Source organism: Paenibacillus sp. P4_A9 (genome assembly GCF_056402415.1).
This window is the reverse complement of the sequence record NZ_JBFUHL010000011.1, coordinates 96,395-114,396: the sequence shown is the minus strand read 5'-3', so window position 1 is coordinate 114,396 and position 18,002 is coordinate 96,395. Positions and strand designations below refer to the sequence as shown.

The following is an 18,002-nucleotide window of genomic DNA, read 5'->3' as shown; positions in this document are numbered from 1 at the left end:
TTATGGTAAATGACCGTCAAAAGGCTCTTTGTATATGTACGATCTGAGGTTCCGCGTTAATGTCGGACATTTCCACTGTGATGACATCGAATTGAATAGACTGCTCGTATTTCTGATAACGATGCAAATAAAATTGTGCAATGTCTCGGATCTTCGCCTGTTTGCGGTAGTCCACGGACTCTTTGGCAGTACCGAATCGGCTAGAAGGACGTCTTGTTCGAACCTCAACGAAAATGAGTTTATTCGCTTTCTCGGCGATGATATCTATCTCACCAGAACGACAGCGCCAATTTCGCTCGATAATCTGGTACTCCTGCTCAAACAGGTAGTCGAACGCCAGTTCTTCGCCCTTTCTCCCCAACAGTTTACGATCATCTTTAGGCGGAATTATACTCATCTAATCATGCCTCGAAGGTCTCATCCGTTGATCGGACCGATAAATAAAACTAAGTACTTCAGCTACTAATTGATAAAGCTCAGGAGGAATTTCTTGATCAAGATCAAGCTTTGATAAAACCTCAACTAACGACTTATCCTCTTGAATCGGAATGCCATTTTCCTTCGCTTTTTGTAAAATGGCTTCTGCCATATGCCCTTTCCCTTTGGCAATGAGGGTTGGGGCTTTCTGTGCTTCTGGTGAATAGCGAAGCGCTACCGCCTTTTTTATCGGAGTTAGCTGCGATTCCTCGGGTGCTTTTTTGGGTGGGCTCATGCGCGAACATCAACCCCTTTATAGGTTCTAGGTCGATAAAGCTCACTCAAATCAACGCGTCCATCCAAAGAACCTATTTTTGCTGCCTCTTCTTTACCCTCCTGAACTTCAAGAGGTTTTGGATAAGGCGAACATTTTAATGAGATGAACTGATAGCCGACACTGTTCATGGCAGCTGCAATTTCTTCTTTGGACGACTCCATCAACCCTGCTAAAGCTGGATGATCATTATGAATGTTCAACGAAACAATTTTGTTAACGACTTGAACATCGAGCAAAGTATTGCCCATGACCTTCATTTGTAGATCAAACAAAAGCCGACAGTTGCTTGCATCTACCTCGCCACGGCTTCCTTTGCGGGATTGAATATGAATAGCTGCCGTTTGCTGACCTGAACTGTCCAAAAAAGGGACAAACATGGTCATCTGCGTAAACATCGCATTCTTGTCATTCGTTAGCATTAACTGCTGCCCAGTAATTTGACTGACAGCTTGCTGCGCTGCTTCTTTCAGTGGTGCAGGTATATCATCGGATGCTGTAAGTTGAAGCAAAAGGCTTTTCAGCGTTTCCGTTGTTGACTTAACTATCTCACCTTGTTGATCAGGCGCGTTGGCATTGATGAGCGAAAAGGCGTTATCTGTGGCTTGTTGGCGCACAGGCATAGGATTGCCGCGCTCGTCAAGCTTCGCGGCAAGAGTAGATTCATGCTCTACGCCAACGGCTTTGAGCATCCGGCTGATCCAGTTCGTTTCTGGATCAGCTTTGGGTGGGGCGAGAGGCGCACTTGCTTGCGCTTCTTTAGGGGCTGGCCCCCCCTCCTGCTTCGCAGGGGGGACTTGCGCAGGCAAGGGTGCTGGCGAACCCGCTTGCAGCGGTTCGCCTTGCTTCACAGGCTCAGCGCTGCGCGCCTGAGCCTCCTGCAGTGCCGCCGGCTTCGCCGAGGCGGCCACCGGTGCCGCTGCCGGCTGCGCAGCCAGCGCGGGAGAGGCTCCGCCTGCAGCCGCGTTACTGCCACCAGCCTGCCAAGCAGCTGGTGGGCTAGACACCTGCGGCGACGCAGCCGCAGGCTCGTCCGCGGCGGAGCCTGGCGCAGCCAGCTCCGCAGGGCGCACAGCTGCGGCCGTAGCGCGCAGCTCTTTCAACAGCGACACAACCTGCTTGGCGGTTTCCGCCGCAGGGTGTGTCGGGTCTTGCTCAAGCAGCGCCGTAGCCTGCTGCTCGAGCTTTTCCAACACCTGGCCCGCCGAAGGGCCGGTTGTTACTTGCTTTAAAGCGTCCACTATTGTAGGCGTAAGCGGCAGCCCCTTCTTCGAAGCAAGCACGGCCGCTTGAAGCCACTCTGCTTTATTGGTACCCTGTGGCATCTCACGCATCACAGTCTCAAATGCCTTCACATTTTCCTTGGACACAGGAACGCCTTCCTGCTGTAATTGCTGGACCATTTGACGATTGCCCGCTGTATCCTTCACTTCAAAAGCTTTAAGAAGCTCACCAAGTGAGTCATCTGTAATCTGCACATCCGAAGAAACTAGCGGCTTTAGCAAAATTTGACCGCCTTTTGATTCGGGCTGAACCTGCAGCATTGTCACATCACCTTGCTTAAGCGGTGTTTCCAGTTTTGCACGAACTAGCGTACCACCTATATTCACTAGTGCTTCTTGGTCACTTAGGAGCTGAAGCACAACGCCTTTGACAATTTGTCCAACCTTTAATTCGAGCGTCTTTGGATCAGCTGCTGTTAAATCCCCAACCAGGTTACGAATTAAACTACTAATATTCAAAATGCTCACCTCAAATCTGATTACACGTATGTATATTATCGGCGTTTAATGACCGTTTCGTTACATTAGAATGTTAGATCAGGTCTAACACTAATTGTTCCAATTGCAATTCGTTCTCTTGTGCTTCGAGCTGCGCCATAATTTTACGAATAAATAATTTCCGGTGTAACGATGTAGGGCCATATCTCAAAAGCATCTCTCTATGATGTTTCGTGGCATAACCTTTATGTACAGCAAGTCCATACTCTGGATACTGCTCGTCCCACTCCGCACACATGCGATCTCTCGTCACTTTGGCAATAATCGAAGCCGCTGCTATCGACTGACTTAACGCATCCCCATGAATAATGGCTGATTGAGGTAAATCTACGTCCACATTCTCTGCATCAACAAGTAAATAATCCGGTACAATTTGTAGCTTCTCAACAGCTATTTTCATCGCTAATCTCGATGCCTGCTTGATATTTAATGCTTCTATGCCTTCAACATTAACAATGCCAATGCCAACCGAGATGGCCTCATCCATAATCTGATCAAAAAGGAGCTCTCGCTTCTTTTCCGACAGCTTTTTGGAATCGTTGACCCCTTCAAGAACATGCCCCATCGGAAGAATAACAGCAGCAGCCACCACATCCCCAAATAAACACCCGCGACCAACCTCATCAATTCCTGCTATTGCCGTGAAACCTTGCTGCCATATGTCTTTCTCATGTTCTAACACAATATCCGCCCCTTTCCATCACTTCATTATAAAGGAACGGCGCTTCGTCAAGCCAGACCCATTTTTTACTACGTCCTATCCGGTACAAAAAGAAAAACCCAAGGCCAAGGCCTCAGGTTCTTCCTGATTTGTTTGATTAAAAAGGTCTTTCCAAGGAAATACGGCCCATTTTACCGGCTCTCAGATCACGAATAATGATGAGGGAAGCTTTGTCCAAATCAACTTTACCCCCGCTCATAATTGCGCCGCGCTTACGCCCGATCGCCTCCATGACCTTCACCATTTCCTGAATATTATCCATATCATCTGGAAGCTCCTGAACACCGAAGCGCTCTTGGATACCGGCTCCATAATGCTGAACCATATATTTAATCGTAAACAAAGCTACGTCATCCAAATGCAGCAGTTCTTCCTTGATTGCCCCAGTTGCAGCCAAACGCATGCCAACCATCTGATCCTCGAATTTTGGCCACAAAATCCCCGGCGTATCCAACAGATCCATTTCGGTACCGACTTTGATCCATTGCTGACCTTTTGTCACACCTGGCTTATCCCCGGTTGCAGCAATTTTCTTGCCTGCCAACTGATTGATCAGCGTTGACTTACCCACATTCGGAATCCCAACAATGAGTGCTCTGATTGCACGTGGATTAATACCTTTGCGCAGCATCGTCTCGATTTTATGGGCCCAAAGCTGTTTGACTCTTGGCAAAATTTCCTTGACATGCGTTCCGTTCGCAGCGTCAATCGGCAAGGCAGGTAAGCCTTGATCCGCGAAATATTTTACCCATTCTGCCGTCACTTGTGGATCAGCTAGGTCATTCTTGTTAAGCAATACGAGACGCGGCTTACCTTTTAAAATCTCATCAACCATCGGGTTCCGGCTGGAAAGCGGGATGCGGGCATCCAAGAGCTCAATCACGACGTCAATCAGTTTAAGCTTTTCCTCGATCTGTCTGCGAGCCTTGGTCATGTGACCGGGAAACCATTGAATGGTCATTTCTCTTCACCTCAAAAATGTATGAAACTAATTTTATTCATCGGCCAGAAGATAACTTCTGCACGGCCAACGATTTTATTGTAAGGCACAAAGCCAACACTTTTCGTTCGACTATCTTTGGAATTCGGTCGATTATCGCCCATGGCAAAAATCTCGCCTTCCGGTACTTTTGTTTCAGGGAAATCCAACAATGTGTTATAAGGATGTCCTTCTTTAACAGCTTGATCAATTGCGTCCTGGATGTACTTCTCGTGCATTTCTTCGCCGTTTATATACACCTTATCGCCAGCTACCTTTACAGTTTCCCCAGGAAGCGCGATGACACGTTTGATATAATCTTTACCTTCAGGAGCATGAAATACGATGACTTCGCCTCGTTTAGGATCACGAATATCATACACAATTTTATTAACGATCAGTCGCTCACCCGTAAAGAAATTCGGATGCATCGAATCTCCATCTACAATAAATGGGGAGAAAAGGAACCAACGAATAATAATGACAAGTACACCTGCAATTACTAACGCTTTAATCCATTCCCATGTTTCACTTTTTGCTTTCACAATCGTTGCTTGGGTAGCATTGATTGGCTGATTGGGTTGCATTTGATCATTCTCTTCCATCACTGACGGCCTCGCTTCCAGTTTTGGTTTTATCTCTTTTATATCCTAGTATGTACAGAAAAAATGAAAAGGAGACTTGACTGAACAAGCCCCCCATTTTACTATCGAATTTCTTTAATTCTTGCTGCTTTACCACGAAGACCACGCAAATAATAAAGTTTCGCACGACGAACTTTACCACGGCGAGCCACTTCAATCTTGTCAATCTTCGGAGAATGGAATGGGAAAGTTCTTTCCACACCCACACCGTAAGAAATTTTACGAACTGTAAACGTTTCGCTGATTCCACCGCCGTGGCGTTTAATAACAACACCTTCGAACAGCTGAATACGCTCACGTGTACCCTCGATAACTTTTACGTGTACTTTAAGTGTGTCTCCTGGACGGAAATTAGGAATATCCGTACGGAGTTGCTCTTTCGTAATCTCTTGAATAAGATTCATAGTTGACTCCCTCCTTCCACACAGGTGTTCATTCCGCTAATAGTTAGTACATCTAAGTTGTTATGCGTAGAGGACCACCAGACTCGAACTATTGAAAAAATCACAACAGAATATATATTACCATAGTCCAAGGATTAATTCAATAGAGAAGTTTCCGAGGACACATTTCACTTGTTTATTTCCTGTTCTTGCTTTTGCTTATGCCATTCCGCTACCCAGACCTTTTCCTCTTTAGATAAAACTCTGCCCTCGAGTAAATCTGGTCTACGTTCTAAGGTTCGGATTAACGACTCTTTAAGCCGCCATTTTTTCACATTAGCATGATGGCCCGATAGAAGCATTTCTGGAACTTCCCAATCTCTGAACTTGGCAGGCCGCGTATAATGAGGATACTCCAAAAGCCCTGTTGAGAAAGAATCCGTCACTGCGGACATCTCATTCCCGAGTACCCCTGGTAAGAGCCTCACTACGCTATCTATAATGACCATAGCAGGTATTTCACCGCCAGTTAGCACATAATCACCGACGGACAGCTCGTCCGTCACTAGATGCTGTCTAATCCGTTCATCATAGCCCTCATAGTGACCGCAAATAAATACAAGATGCTCTTCGCCAGCTAGTTCTTCCGCTTTCTTCTGCGTGAAGGTTTCCCCTTGTGGACATAACAGAATGACACGCGGCTTCACCGCTTCTCCCTCAGCTGTCTGATGAGTCGGCAAATCTTCGACTGCTCCAAAGATCGGTTCAGGCTTGAGTACCATGCCCCCGCCGCCACCGTATGGGTAATCGTCGACTGTATTATGCTTGTTCGTGGAATAATCCCGAAAATTAACCGTGCTCAGCGAAACGATTCCCTTATCACGCGCTTTCCCTAGAATACTAGATGAAAACACGCCCTCAAACATTTCTGGGAACAAGGTTAAGACATCAATTTTCATTCCAATAACCCTTCCATTAGATGAATCCGAATCGTTTTGTTAGGAATATCCACCTTTAGGATGACATCATCGATAACCGGAAGCAAAAGCTGTTTTCCTTTTGGCAACGAAACAACCCACACATCATTCGCACCTGGTGTCAGCACTTCAGAAATCAAACCTAATTCTTGGTCTTCTTCCGTAACGACTTTGCAACCAATGATTTCGTGATAATAATATTCTCCCTCTTCGAGTGGCTTTTGATTCTTAGCTTCAATTTTCAAAAGAGAGCCTTTATATTTCTCAACATCGTTAATGTTCGAGAATTGATCAAACAATACGATAAACACGTTCTTATGTAAGCGGGACGTTTTCACCGTCACCGGCGTTTGCTTATTTTGAGAGTCCACAATGATTAACGTATTACCTACATCAAATCGTTCAGGAAAATCCGTTTCCGGTACTATTTTAAGCTCTCCACGTATCCCGTGGCTATTTACGACTTTACCAACCGTCACTAATTTCTCCGTCATATGCGCTTGCCCAACCTCCACATTAAATTACCTTCTTCTCCATATGCGAAAAAAGGCTAGGAATAAATCCTAACCTCATTTCTTATGAAACGATTTCAACGGCTACCCGTTTCGTTTCTTTCACAGCTGCCGACGTGACTACCGTGCGGAGCGACTTCGCAATCTTGCCTTGCTTGCCAATTACTTTTCCGACATCGTCGGGATGAACTGAAAGCCTGTACTCGATCTTGTCCTCTTTCTCCACCACAGCGACACGTACCTCTTCCGGATGATCGACAAGAGCCTTAGCAATTACGGTGATAAGATCCTTCATGAACCCACCCTCCGAAAGATAACAGATTACTTCTGTAATTTCAGCTCGTGAAACTTAGTCATCAAACCTGCTTTTGAGAACAGGCTGCGAACTGTATCGGACGGTTGAGCGCCAGTTTGAAGCCATTTAAGCGCTTTTTCCTCATCAAGAACCACAGCTGCTGGTTCAGCAATTGGATTATAAGTACCGATTTCTTCGATAAAACGACCATCACGCGGGGAACGGGAATCCGAAACCACGACACGGTAAAAAGGAGCTTTATGAGCGCCTACACGTTTAAGACGAATACGTACTGCCATTGAAAAATCACCTCCTACTTAGAATAAACACCATTATTTAAAAGGGGAATTTAAATCCCTTGCCTAACTTCTTCATGCCTTTGGCGCCTTTCGGCCCCATCATACCTGAGAATTGCTTCATCATTTTGCGCATATCATCGAATTGCTTAATGAATCGATTGACTTCCTGCACTGAATTCCCGCTACCCGCTGCAATCCGTTTGCGACGATTCGCATTCAGTAACTCTGGTTTACGCTTCTCTTCAGTCGTCATGGACTTCACGATCGCTTCCACGCGAGCCATCTGCTTCTCGTCAACCTTCATATCCTTCATGCCTTTAATCTTGTTCGCACCAGGCAGCATCTCAAGAATTTGGTCAAGAGGACCCATCTTCTTCACTTGCTCCATCTGTTCAATGAAATCCTCGAAGGTGAATTCAGCGTTGCGCATTTTGCGCTCCATCTCTTTCGCCTTATCCATATCGATACCGGCTTGCGCCTTCTCAATTAAGGAGAGCATATCGCCCATGCCGAGAATTCTTGATGCCATACGGTCAGGGTAAAATGGCTCTAACGCATCCATTTTCTCACCGCTAGCCACGAACTTGATCGGACAACCCGTTACCGCTTTGACGGATAACGCAGCACCACCGCGCGTATCTCCATCTAGTTTGGTTAACACTACGCCTGTTAATTCAAGTTGTTGGTGGAAGCTTTCTGCAACATTGACAGCATCCTGCCCCGTCATTGCATCGACGACTAGCAAAATCTCATCAGGACTTGTTACTTCACGGACATTTTTGAGCTCGTCCATGAGGTTTTCATCAATGTGCAAGCGCCCTGCTGTATCAATAATCACATAGTCATTGCCGTTATCCTTCGCGTGTTGAAGACCTGCTTTCGCAATCTCAACAGGATTCACTTTATCACCTAAGGAGAAAACCGGTACCTTCAGCTGTTCGCCAAGCACTTCCAACTGCTTAATCGCCGCGGGACGATATATATCACACGCAACAAGAAGCGGTCTGTGATTCTGTTTCAATAACATTTTAGCTAATTTACCTGAGGTTGTTGTTTTACCTGCCCCCTGTAAACCTGCCATCATAATAACCGTTGGCGGTCGATTCGAACGTGCTAGCTTACTTTGTGTGCCACCCATGAGGGCAGTAAGCTCTTTGTTCACGATATCGATAACAACCATGCCTGGTGTAAAAGATTTGAGAACATCTACGCCAATCGCTTGTTCTTTCACCTTCGCAATAAAGTCTTTGACGACTTTAAAGTTAACGTCCGCTTCAAGCAGTGCCAATCGTACCTCGCGAAGCGCTTCGCCTACATCTTCTTCCGTCAGCTTACCTTTGCTTCTCAGCTTGCCGAACACATTCTGCAATCGGTTTGCTAATCCTTCAAATGCCATGCGCTTCACCTCCTGCTTCCACCAATGGTTTCAATCCATGCCTACTATTGTATCAAAAAGCTCAGTCACTTTCCTCTTTAGCGCCGGATCACAGTCATTCAATCCAACAACCAAGTCTTGACGCAGCTTCATGCGTTGTTCGTGCTTATGTAGCAGCTTTAACTTACTCTCATATTCCTGCAGTGTCACTTCGGCACGCTTGATATGTTCATAGACCGCTTGACGGCTAATCGTGAAGTTCTCAGCAATCTCCCCGAGGGAGTAATCATCATGGAAATACAGTTCAAGGAAGGTTCGCTGCTTATCGGTCAACAATGGTTCATAGAAATCAAACAGCAGGTTAATGCGATTCGTTTTCTCCAACAAAGGATCGACAGTCATAATCTACCTCCGTAAAGGTTGCACACTTGACAGCAGCACAACAGAACCTATCATACTGAATTCCAAGATGATTGTCAAGCATTAGACCTTGTCAGTCTGTTCGCCTATCCATTTGCCAAAAAGCGCATGGACAAACTGCTCGGAATCGAACGGCTRCAGGTCATCCATTTTCTCGCCAAGTCCTACAAATTTAACCGGAAGTGAGAGTTCCTGACGAATCGCCACAACAATTCCACCCTTGGCTGTTCCATCCAATTTGGATAATACTAAGCCCGTAAGACCTGTTTTATCACCAAAAAGCTTGGCTTGGCTGAGGGCATTTTGTCCCGTCGTTGCATCTAGAACGAGAATAACTTCATGGGGTGCGTCAGGTACTTCGCGTTGGATAACACGATAGATTTTGTTAAGCTCCTCCATCAGGTTCACTTTATTCTGCAAGCGACCCGCTGTATCACACAAAAGGATATCAACACCGCGCGTTTTAGCCGCCTGTACAGCATCGTACATAACCGCGGCAGGATCTGCGCCGGATTGTTGTTTAATCACGTCAACACCAACGCGTTCTCCCCAAGTTTCAAGTTGCTCTATTGCGCCAGCACGGAACGTATCACCAGCTGCCATTAGCACTTTTTTACCTTGAGATTTGAACATATGGGCCATTTTACCGATTGTCGTCGTCTTGCCTACACCATTTACACCAACGAACAGGATTACTGTTAGGCCATTGGGATTAATATTCAGCCCCGCATCAGCATCCCCTTTCAGCAACTCAATCAATTTCTCTGAAAGAATAGGCTGAAGCTCGGCTGGATCTTCGATTTTACGTTTTTTAACCTCAGCACGAAGCTCATCAATCAACTTCAGAACCGTATTCACGCCAACGTCTGCGCCAATTAGAATTTCTTCCAGTTCTTCGTAAAAATCTTCATCTATTTTCTTACGACGGCTAAATAAATCATCGACACGGTTCACGAATGCATCACGCGTTTTCGTTAAACCTTCCTTAAATTTATTCGTTACCGCCTCGGCCTTACCCGAAATACTATCTTTCAATCGTTTAAAAAAACTCATAGTTCCTCCTAAATGAATCCTTTGATTTCATTTTAAGACGCCGTCATCGTCGCTTCTTCGTCTTCTAATCTTACCGATACAAGCTTAGAAACGCCGCCTTCTTGCATCGTAACGCCATATAACACGTCAGCTTCTTCCATCGTACCTTTACGGTGTGTAACCACGATAAATTGCGTCATCTCCGAAAACTCACGCAAATACTCTGCAAATCGAGATACGTTCGCTTCATCTAGCGCGGCTTCTACCTCATCCAATACGCAGAATGGCACTGGTTTAACACGAATAATGGAGAACAAGAGAGCAATCGCAGTCAATGCGCGTTCTCCACCGGACAGTAATTGAAGATTTTGCAGCTTTTTGCCTGGCGGCTGAGCGACAATCTCAATACCCGTATCGAGCATGTTCTCAGGCTCGGACAGAATTAAATCTGCGCGACCGCCGCCGAACAATTTCGCAAATACGACCCCAAAATGGGAGCGAATCGCATCGAACGTCGTTTTAAACCGTTTGGACATTTCCTGATCCATCTCACGAATGACCTGATACAAGGTCGTCTTCGCTTCGATTAAATCATCCTTTTGCGAGCTCAAGAACTCGAAGCGTTCTGATACGCGCGCATATTCCTCAATCGCTCCTAAGTTCACATCACCCAGCGAAGCAATTTCACGTTTCAGCTCACGCACTTTACTCTGTGTGCCTTGAATATCCGCAGGCACAGGATAGCGCATTTTCGCCAGCTCATAGCTAAGCTCATATTCTTCGGCAAGCTTTTTGAGCAGATTCTCAAGCTCCACATCTAGGCGCGTTACGCGCACTTCCGTTTGATGGAGATTTTCTTCAACCTGCTTTAGTTGAATACGCTGCGTACGCGTTGCATTTTCGCCGTGTTCAAGCTTCTGTAACCAGTCGGCACGTTCCGCCCGTTTGAAATCTATGCTTTCGGAGCATTGCTGCTTCTTTAGCTTCAAATCATTCAAGAGCTCGATTTGCTGCACAGTTTCTTGCTCAAGTGTTGCCATATCGCTGTCCAATTGGGATAGCAGGCCACGATTGACTTCAATCTCACGCTCCACATCGCTTAGATCCTGTTGTAAGCGTCGTTGTTGATCTTGAAGGGATTGTTTCTCTTGCGATGTCGAGGCCACCTTGACCTTCAAATCTGTTAATTGGCTTTGCAGCTCTTCTTTCTCGGATTCACTCGCTTTACGAGAGCTCTCGGCATCACGAATCGCTCGTTGTAGCGATGCTTCCTCTTCTTGGAGCTGAGCGAGTGCTGCTTCACTTTCTACTTTTTTACGACTAAATTCAGTTCGTTCTTCCAGTAGCGCGCTTCTGTCTTGACTATCCAGCGTTAGCTGCTGTTCTACGGTACGGCTTTCCGATTCCAACGGATTCAGTTCCGCGCGAATTTGTTGCTCCGTAATACGCTGCTGCTCACCCAATTGTCGAAGCTGTTCTACCTTCAGCATTTCATCTATAATTTCACGCTTCAATGAACTAGATTGGCTGCGCAAACCGCTTAGCTGTCCCTCAGATGTTGCGATCTCAGCATCAAGCTCTTCGATTTGACGTTGACGACCTAACAAGTTCGTCGACTTCTTCTGCAAGCTTCCGCCCGTCATAGAACCGCCTGGGTTTACAACGTCACCCTCCAGCGTCACAACACGGTAGCGATATTGCGCTTTCGCTGCGATATGATTGGCATCTTCTAGACTCTCTGCAACAACCACATTCCCCAGTAAACTGGAGAAGATATTGGTATAGGTTGAATCGAAGGAGACAAGATCAACAGCAATCCCAACGAAACCTTTCGAAGCTTTTAATGTTTGGCTCTCATGATCGGAGATCGAACGTCCGCGAATGACATTCATAGGCAGGAAGGTAGCTCGTCCCATTTGACGACGCTTCAAGAAAGCAATCGCTTCACGGCCATCTGCCTCGGTCTCAACGATAATATTTTGCAGGGCACCGCCTAGTGCTGTTTCAATCGCTACTTCCACATTGGCAGGCACTTTGACTAGCTCGGCCACCGCACCGCGAATTCCGCGCAGATCTTTGCGCGTTTTCGCTTTAAGTACTTCCTTAACACCTTGTTGGAAGCCATCGTAATCATTGGCCATCTCCTTCATGGTGTCGCGGCGGGAAATTAGCCCATCGAGCTTTTGCTCCCATTTCCGTACCATAGCTTGTGCTTCATCGAGCAGTCCTTGCTTGCTCTTCAACGCTTGCGTTAGCTGAACGTATTCCTGCCTTGCTTGCTCTATTTCAGCAACCGTTTCTGCCAACTTGGCTGATAGCTCTTGCTTACGACGCGAAATACTCTCACGCTGATCCGCCCATTTCTGACGCTCTTCATCGAGTCTGTCCAAACGGCGTCCAATGCTTTCGATTTGCTGCTCGGCGTAACGAATTTCATTGCGAGATTGCGCCATGCGGTTAAGGGTTTCAAGCAATTCACCCTTCAACTGATCCTCAGGCGAGGAACTGATGCCTCCGCTTACCCCTTGTAAGCGCTGCTCTTCCGCAGTCAGCTTGGCTTGGAATTCAAATAGCTGCGCGCCAATTTGGATGATTTTATCACGTTGCTCGCTCAAATCTGCTTCTTTATCTAATTTACGCTGCTCTTGCATTGCGATTGTCGTGCTTAGCTGCTGGTGATTCGTCACATAGTTCTTTTTCCGTTCTTTGAGAACCTCGCCGTGACCCTCACACTTCTCGAACTCTTCGCTTAGACCTAGCAGACTCTCTTGCAGCGTTTCCAGCTCTTCTTCAAGCCTGCGCGTTTCCCAACGATGCTTCTCCAAATGCGCATCATGCTGGTTTACGATCGTAGACAGCTCTGTTTGCTCTTTCGTTAACTTTTCTAGCAGCTGCGTAGCGTCATTCCAAGCCACATAGATCTGATCGATCTGATGGACATACATGGAGATCTCACTGCTTTTGAGAGTTTCCTTCAGCACTTTAAAACGAATCGCTTTCTCCGATTGTTCACGAAGTGGTTCAACTTGATCCTCAAGCTCAGAGACTAAATCATGAATCCGCAGCAAATTTTGCTCGGTATCATTTAATTTCTTCTCCGCTTCGCGCTTACGCGATTTATATTTAACAATCCCCGAAGCTTCTTCAAAGATACCTCGACGATCTTCCGATTTCGTACTCAAAATTTCTTCAATACGACCTTGTCCAATAATGGAGTACGCTTCTTTCCCGATCCCCGTGTCCATGAACAACTCCGTGATATCCTTCAAGCGACAAGGCTGTTTGTTAATCAAATATTCACTATCGCCATTCCTATGCACCCTACGTGTTACTGTGACTTCATGAAAGTCTAGTGGAAGCGATTGCGAAGTATTATCTAATGTTAACGAGACTTCCCCGTAATTCACTGCCCGACGCGAGTCGCTGCCTGCGAAAATGACATCTTCCATTTTACCGCCACGCAAGGACTTCGCGCTTTGTTCCCCTAACACCCAACGGATCCCGTCCGAGATATTGCTCTTTCCACTCCCGTTAGGACCTACAACCGCGGTAATGCCTCGCACAAATTCGAGTTCCGTTCGGTCCGCGAATGATTTAAACCCGGATAATTCGATCCGTTTCAAAAACATGGTCTCACCTCAAAAATTATTGTAACATATCGCATGTCAAAATAAGAGAAAAATACAAAAAAGGCAGCAGCAGCCGCCTCTTCTGGTTGTTCCACTATCGTTGTACCGTTACGTTTAATTTGGACAGCGCACCAGCAGCAGCCTGCTGTTCCGCCTCTTTCTTCGAACGACCCGCACCAGCTCCTAGAAGCTCGCTATCCATGTACACTTCAGCAACGAACTCTCGCTCATGTGCAGGACCCCGTTCATTCACAATTCGGTATTCCAAGGAACCCATATTATGATGCTGGGTATGCTCTTGTAATTGCGTCTTGTAATCAATCACAAGCAGCTTGCCTTCACTGGAAATGTTGGCGAATACATGCTTCTGAAGAAACGCTTTAACGGTTTCCAAGCCTTGGTCTAAGTATAAAGCGCCAACAAAGGATTCGAACACATCTGCGAGCAGTGCTGGCCGTGAGCGTCCACCTGTTAACTCTTCTCCCTTACCCAGTAAGACAAAGGCACCGAAATCCAAATCTTCGGCAAATGTCACGAGTGAGGGCTCACAGACAATGGATGCCCTTAGCTTCGTTAATTCACCTTCTGAACGCCCAGGATAAGATTCATATAAAAATTCCGAAACTGTTAATTCAAGTACGGCATCTCCAAGAAACTCAAGCCGTTCGTTATCTTTGTGTCCAGCAATGCGGTGTTCGTTCACATAGGACGAATGTGTAAAAGCTTGCTTCAGCAGCTCCGTTTTGCGAAACGAGACACCTATCTGCTTCTGTAAATCCTTAATATCACGGTTCACGCCTTACTTCACCACCCGGAGAGATTGATATTCCGTTATCTTTCGTCGCAGGCATGGTAATTATGCTTGGTACTTTTTCATGATGATCGTTGCATTATGACCGCCGAAGCCGAAGGAGTTCGACATCGCAACAGCTACGTTCGCTTCACGAGCTGTGTTCGGTACGTAATCCAAATCACATTCTGGATCTTGATTATCCAAGTTGATTGTCGGAGCAATGAGGCTATTCGCGATTGTTAACCCACAAATAACAGCTTCCACACCGCCAGCAGCGCCAAGTAAATGACCTGTCATGGATTTCGTCGAGCTAACAGCAACCTTGTAAGCATGTTCGCCTAGCGCTTTCTTGATTGCAATTGTCTCTGACTTATCTCCAACAGGAGTCGATGTACCGTGAGCGTTAATGTACGAAATCGCGTCAGGTCCAATACCTGCATCCTTAATCGCTTTGACCATACAACGTGCAGCGCCATCTGGGTCCGGATCTGTCATATGATAAGCGTCACCGCTCATGCCATAGCCGATTACTTCTGCATAGATGCGTGCGCCACGCTTCTGAGCATGCTCTAGTGACTCCAGAATGAGTACGCCAGAGCCTTCACCCATGACAAAGCCATCACGACCTGTATCAAAAGGACGACTTGCCAAATGCGGCTCTTCGTTGCGAGTCGACATCGCACGTAGTGCGCAGAAGCCAGCTACACCAATCGGCGTAATTGTCGCTTCAGCTCCACCGCAAATCATCACGTCGGCATCGCCACGTTGAATCATTTTGAACGAGTCACCAATGGAGTGCGTGCCTGTTGCACAAGCCGTTACGGCTGTGGAGTTCGGCCCTTTCGCACCCGTAACCATCGACACATGACCAGAGGCCATGTTCGCAATCATCATCGGGATAAAGAAAGGTGAAACACGTTTAGGCCCTTTTTCCAACAAAATGCGATGCTGCTCTTCCCACGTGTTCAAACCGCCAATGCCTGATCCTACTGAAACGCCTACGCGCTCCGGATCCGTATCTTCCTTCACGTTCAATTTCGCATCTTTCAGCGCATTCAACGAAGCTGCAACAGCGAATTGTACGAAACGGTCCATCCGACGGGATTCTTTACGATCCACATAGTCTTCAATGTTAAAGTCTTTGATCTCAGCAGCAATCCTTGTCGGGTATTCGCTTACATCAAAATTCTCGATTAAACCCACGCCTGATTTACCAGAAGTCAGATTTCCCCAAAATGTTTCTAAATCCTGACCAAGGGCAGTAACTACGCCCATACCTGTAATTACAACTCTGTTCATTTGTACCACCTTCTATGTAGTGATTCCATATTTTTTATTGTGAGAATGGAGAGAAGTCCCGTCTTTATTAGAAACGGGACTCTGTAGACTATTACGTATGAGATTTTATGTAATTCGTAACTTCTCCTACTGTCGTAATCTTCTCAGCATCTTCATCTGAAATTTCTAAATCGAATTCATCTTCTAATTCCATTACTAATTCAACTACATCGAGAGAATCAGCACCTAGGTCTTCTTTGAAAGATGCTTCGAGGGTGACTTCAGCTTCATCAACCCCTAGACGATCGACTACAATTCGTTTAACACGATCCAATACGTCGGACATCCGGTTCACCTCCTCATTTGGTATTATACGAGAATCTTTGACAGATTGCCAGTAGGCAATTTTGTAATTCTCATTTTCTAGAAACTTACATGTACATTCCGCCGTCTACATGGAGCGTTTGCCCTGTCATGTAAGAGGCATCGTCAGAAGCTAAGAAGCGAACAACCTTCGCAATCTCCTCTGGCTGCCCAAGGCGTTCCAGCGGGATTTGCTTCAGCATTTGCTCACGCATCTCGGCAGACAATTTGTCTGTCATATCGGTTTCAATAAAGCCTGGCGCTACAGCGTTCACGGTAATGCCACGCGAGGAAAGCTCTCTCGCAGTCGCCTTCGTTAAGCCAATAACACCTGCTTTTGCTGCTACATAGTTGGCTTGACCCGGGTTACCGAGCACGCCGACTACAGAAGATATATTGATAATTCGACCGAAGCGCTGCTTCATCATTGGACGTGTAACCGCTTTGACACAGTTGAACACGCCCTTGAGATTCGTCGCAATAACTTGATCGAATTCTTCTTCTTTCATTCGCATGATTAAATTGTCTCTTGTTATGCCCGCATTATTCACGAGAATATCAATTTTACCAAAAACTTCTAGCGTTTGCTTAACAAGATCATCAGATTCTTGATAGCTGCTCACATCAGCCCGCAATTTAATAGCTTTGCGCCCCATCGCTTCAATCGCAGCTACAACTTCACCAGCAGCCGCTTCGCTGCCTGCGTAGTTCACCACAACGTCGGCGCCATGCTCCGCTAAATGCAAGGCTATGGCACGGCCAATGCCGCGTGATGCCCCTGTAACTAGTGCCACTTTACCCGTTAACATGATTGTGCACCTCCTGCGTGAACTTTTCCAGCGCTTCCTGGCTGCCAATCGACACGGTTTTCACCGTTTTGTCGACTTTTTTGATCAAGCCAGCAAGCACCGATCCCGAGCCCAGCTCGATGAACGTATCCACGCCTTGGCTGATCAGGTACGTAATCGTGTCTTCCCAAAGAACAGGGGAATACACCTGCTCTACCAGCAAGCCGCGTATATCGCTCGGCTGGGTCACAGGACGAGCCGTTACGTTGGCAACAACGGGCACGGCTGCATCCCTCATCTCGATGGACGCGAGCACCTCTGCGAGGCGCTCCGAGGCTGGCTTCATGAGGGAAGAGTGAAACGGCCCGCTCACCTCGAGCGGGATGGCACGCTTCGCGCCAGCTTCCTTGCAGCGTTCTACAACCGCTGCAACGCCTTCCTTACTGCCCGAGACGACAATCTGTCCCGGGCAGTTCACATTAGCGAGCTCCACGACGGAGCCGCCGCTGGTGATCGCCGCGCAAAGCTCCGCCAGCGCTCCGCGCTCGGCTCCAAGCACGGCTGCCATGGCACCCAGGCCGCCTGGGACGGCCTGCTCCATGAACTCGCCGCGGGCACGCACGGTGCGGACCGCGTCTTCGAACGCGAGCACGCCGGCTGCGACGAGCGCGCTGTACTCACCTAGGCTATGTCCTGCGACATAGTCTGGTGTGATGCCTGCAGCTTTGAACGCTTCCAGACAAGCGATGCTTGTCGTGAGCAGCGCGGGCTGCGTGTGGTACGTGATCTTCAATTGGTCTTCTGGACCTTGGAAGATCAGATCAGATAAGGAAAAGCCCAGCGCTTCATTGGCGCGGTCAAAATAAGCTTTGGCCGCTGGCAGCGATGTGTATAGGTCTTGTCCCATACCCACGGACTGTGAACCTTGACCAGGAAATATAAATGCTATTTTACCCATACGAGAAAAGGATCCCCTTCCACG

The 18,002-nt window shown here is 47.0% G+C and carries 20 protein-coding genes; all 20 read right to left on the bottom strand.

The annotated features are described in order from the left end of the window. Positions 1 to 16: 16 nt before the first annotated feature. Positions 17 to 397, bottom strand: a complete 381-nt coding sequence (locus AC1DVJ_RS11245) for a YraN family protein (protein ID WP_477590718.1) — start codon at positions 395 to 397, stop codon at positions 17 to 19. Next, on the bottom strand, positions 398 to 712 hold the full coding sequence (locus tag AC1DVJ_RS11240; protein WP_477590716.1) for an EscU/YscU/HrcU family type III secretion system export apparatus switch protein: 315 nt from the start codon (positions 710 to 712) through the stop codon (positions 398 to 400). Next, positions 709 to 2,493 carry a hypothetical protein gene (locus AC1DVJ_RS11235; RefSeq protein WP_477590714.1) on the bottom strand — a complete coding sequence of 595 codons (1,785 nt, stop codon included), beginning with the start codon at positions 2,491 to 2,493 and terminating at the stop codon, positions 709 to 711. The genes AC1DVJ_RS11240 and AC1DVJ_RS11235 overlap by 4 nt, the downstream gene beginning before the upstream one ends. Positions 2,494 to 2,566: 73 nt before the next feature. After that, positions 2,567 to 3,214: a ribonuclease HII gene (locus AC1DVJ_RS11230; RefSeq protein ID WP_477590712.1), complete on the bottom strand. Its 648-nt coding sequence runs from the start codon at positions 3,212 to 3,214 to the stop codon at positions 2,567 to 2,569. Between the two features lie 136 nt (positions 3,215 to 3,350). Further along, the gene (gene ylqF / locus AC1DVJ_RS11225; protein ID WP_477590711.1) at positions 3,351 to 4,214 is read right to left on the bottom strand and encodes a ribosome biogenesis GTPase YlqF; all 864 of its coding nucleotides are present in this window, start codon (positions 4,212 to 4,214) and stop codon (positions 3,351 to 3,353) included. A gap of 11 nt (positions 4,215 to 4,225) precedes the next feature. Next, positions 4,226 to 4,837, bottom strand: a complete 612-nt coding sequence (gene lepB, locus AC1DVJ_RS11220) for a signal peptidase I (protein ID WP_477590709.1) — start codon at positions 4,835 to 4,837, stop codon at positions 4,226 to 4,228. A gap of 101 nt (positions 4,838 to 4,938) precedes the next feature. Further along, positions 4,939 to 5,280 (bottom strand): 50S ribosomal protein L19, encoded by a 342-nt coding sequence (gene rplS, locus AC1DVJ_RS11215; protein ID WP_028558249.1) that lies wholly within the window; start codon positions 5,278 to 5,280, stop codon positions 4,939 to 4,941. Positions 5,281 to 5,447: 167 nt separating this feature from the next. Then, on the bottom strand, positions 5,448 to 6,218 hold the full coding sequence (trmD, locus tag AC1DVJ_RS11210; RefSeq protein ID WP_477590707.1) for a tRNA (guanosine(37)-N1)-methyltransferase TrmD: 771 nt from the start codon (positions 6,216 to 6,218) through the stop codon (positions 5,448 to 5,450). Then, on the bottom strand, positions 6,215 to 6,730 hold the full coding sequence (rimM, locus tag AC1DVJ_RS11205; RefSeq protein ID WP_477590706.1) for a ribosome maturation factor RimM: 516 nt from the start codon (positions 6,728 to 6,730) through the stop codon (positions 6,215 to 6,217). The genes trmD and rimM overlap by 4 nt, the downstream gene beginning before the upstream one ends. A gap of 82 nt (positions 6,731 to 6,812) precedes the next feature. Then, complete coding sequence (locus AC1DVJ_RS11200) at positions 6,813 to 7,043, bottom strand: KH domain-containing protein (protein ID WP_028558246.1); 231 nt, start codon at positions 7,041 to 7,043, stop codon at positions 6,813 to 6,815. Positions 7,044 to 7,069: 26 nt separating this feature from the next. Beyond that, entirely contained in the window at positions 7,070 to 7,342 is a 273-nt protein-coding gene (rpsP, locus tag AC1DVJ_RS11195; RefSeq protein ID WP_028558245.1) for a 30S ribosomal protein S16, read from the bottom strand. 37 nt (positions 7,343 to 7,379) lie between these two features. Beyond that, the gene (gene ffh / locus AC1DVJ_RS11190; RefSeq protein WP_477590704.1) at positions 7,380 to 8,738 is read right to left on the bottom strand and encodes a signal recognition particle protein; all 1,359 of its coding nucleotides are present in this window, start codon (positions 8,736 to 8,738) and stop codon (positions 7,380 to 7,382) included. Positions 8,739 to 8,768: 30 nt separating this feature from the next. Then, on the bottom strand, positions 8,769 to 9,119 hold the full coding sequence (locus AC1DVJ_RS11185) for a putative DNA-binding protein (protein WP_477590703.1): 351 nt from the start codon (positions 9,117 to 9,119) through the stop codon (positions 8,769 to 8,771). 81 nt (positions 9,120 to 9,200) lie between these two features. Beyond that, positions 9,201 to 10,190, bottom strand: a complete 990-nt coding sequence (gene ftsY / locus AC1DVJ_RS11180) for a signal recognition particle-docking protein FtsY (protein ID WP_477590701.1) — start codon at positions 10,188 to 10,190, stop codon at positions 9,201 to 9,203. 32 nt (positions 10,191 to 10,222) lie between these two features. Continuing rightward, on the bottom strand, positions 10,223 to 13,798 hold the full coding sequence (gene smc / locus AC1DVJ_RS11175; RefSeq protein ID WP_477590699.1) for a chromosome segregation protein SMC: 3,576 nt from the start codon (positions 13,796 to 13,798) through the stop codon (positions 10,223 to 10,225). A 94-nt stretch (positions 13,799 to 13,892) separates the two neighbouring features. Next, the gene (gene rnc, locus AC1DVJ_RS11170) at positions 13,893 to 14,594 is read right to left on the bottom strand and encodes a ribonuclease III (RefSeq protein WP_477590697.1); all 702 of its coding nucleotides are present in this window, start codon (positions 14,592 to 14,594) and stop codon (positions 13,893 to 13,895) included. Between the two features lie 60 nt (positions 14,595 to 14,654). Next, positions 14,655 to 15,890: a beta-ketoacyl-ACP synthase II gene (gene fabF, locus AC1DVJ_RS11165; RefSeq protein WP_477590695.1), complete on the bottom strand. Its 1,236-nt coding sequence runs from the start codon at positions 15,888 to 15,890 to the stop codon at positions 14,655 to 14,657. A gap of 91 nt (positions 15,891 to 15,981) precedes the next feature. Beyond that, positions 15,982 to 16,215 (bottom strand): acyl carrier protein, encoded by a 234-nt coding sequence (acpP, locus tag AC1DVJ_RS11160; RefSeq protein WP_028558238.1) that lies wholly within the window; start codon positions 16,213 to 16,215, stop codon positions 15,982 to 15,984. Positions 16,216 to 16,300: 85 nt separating this feature from the next. Further along, positions 16,301 to 17,041 (bottom strand): 3-oxoacyl-[acyl-carrier-protein] reductase, encoded by a 741-nt coding sequence (gene fabG, locus AC1DVJ_RS11155; protein ID WP_171635750.1) that lies wholly within the window; start codon positions 17,039 to 17,041, stop codon positions 16,301 to 16,303. Continuing rightward, positions 17,028 to 17,978, bottom strand: coding sequence for an ACP S-malonyltransferase (fabD, locus tag AC1DVJ_RS11150; protein ID WP_477590693.1), 951 nt, complete (start codon positions 17,976 to 17,978; stop codon positions 17,028 to 17,030). Before fabD ends, fabG begins: the two co-directional genes overlap by 14 nt. Between the last annotated feature and the right edge of the window lie 24 nt (positions 17,979 to 18,002).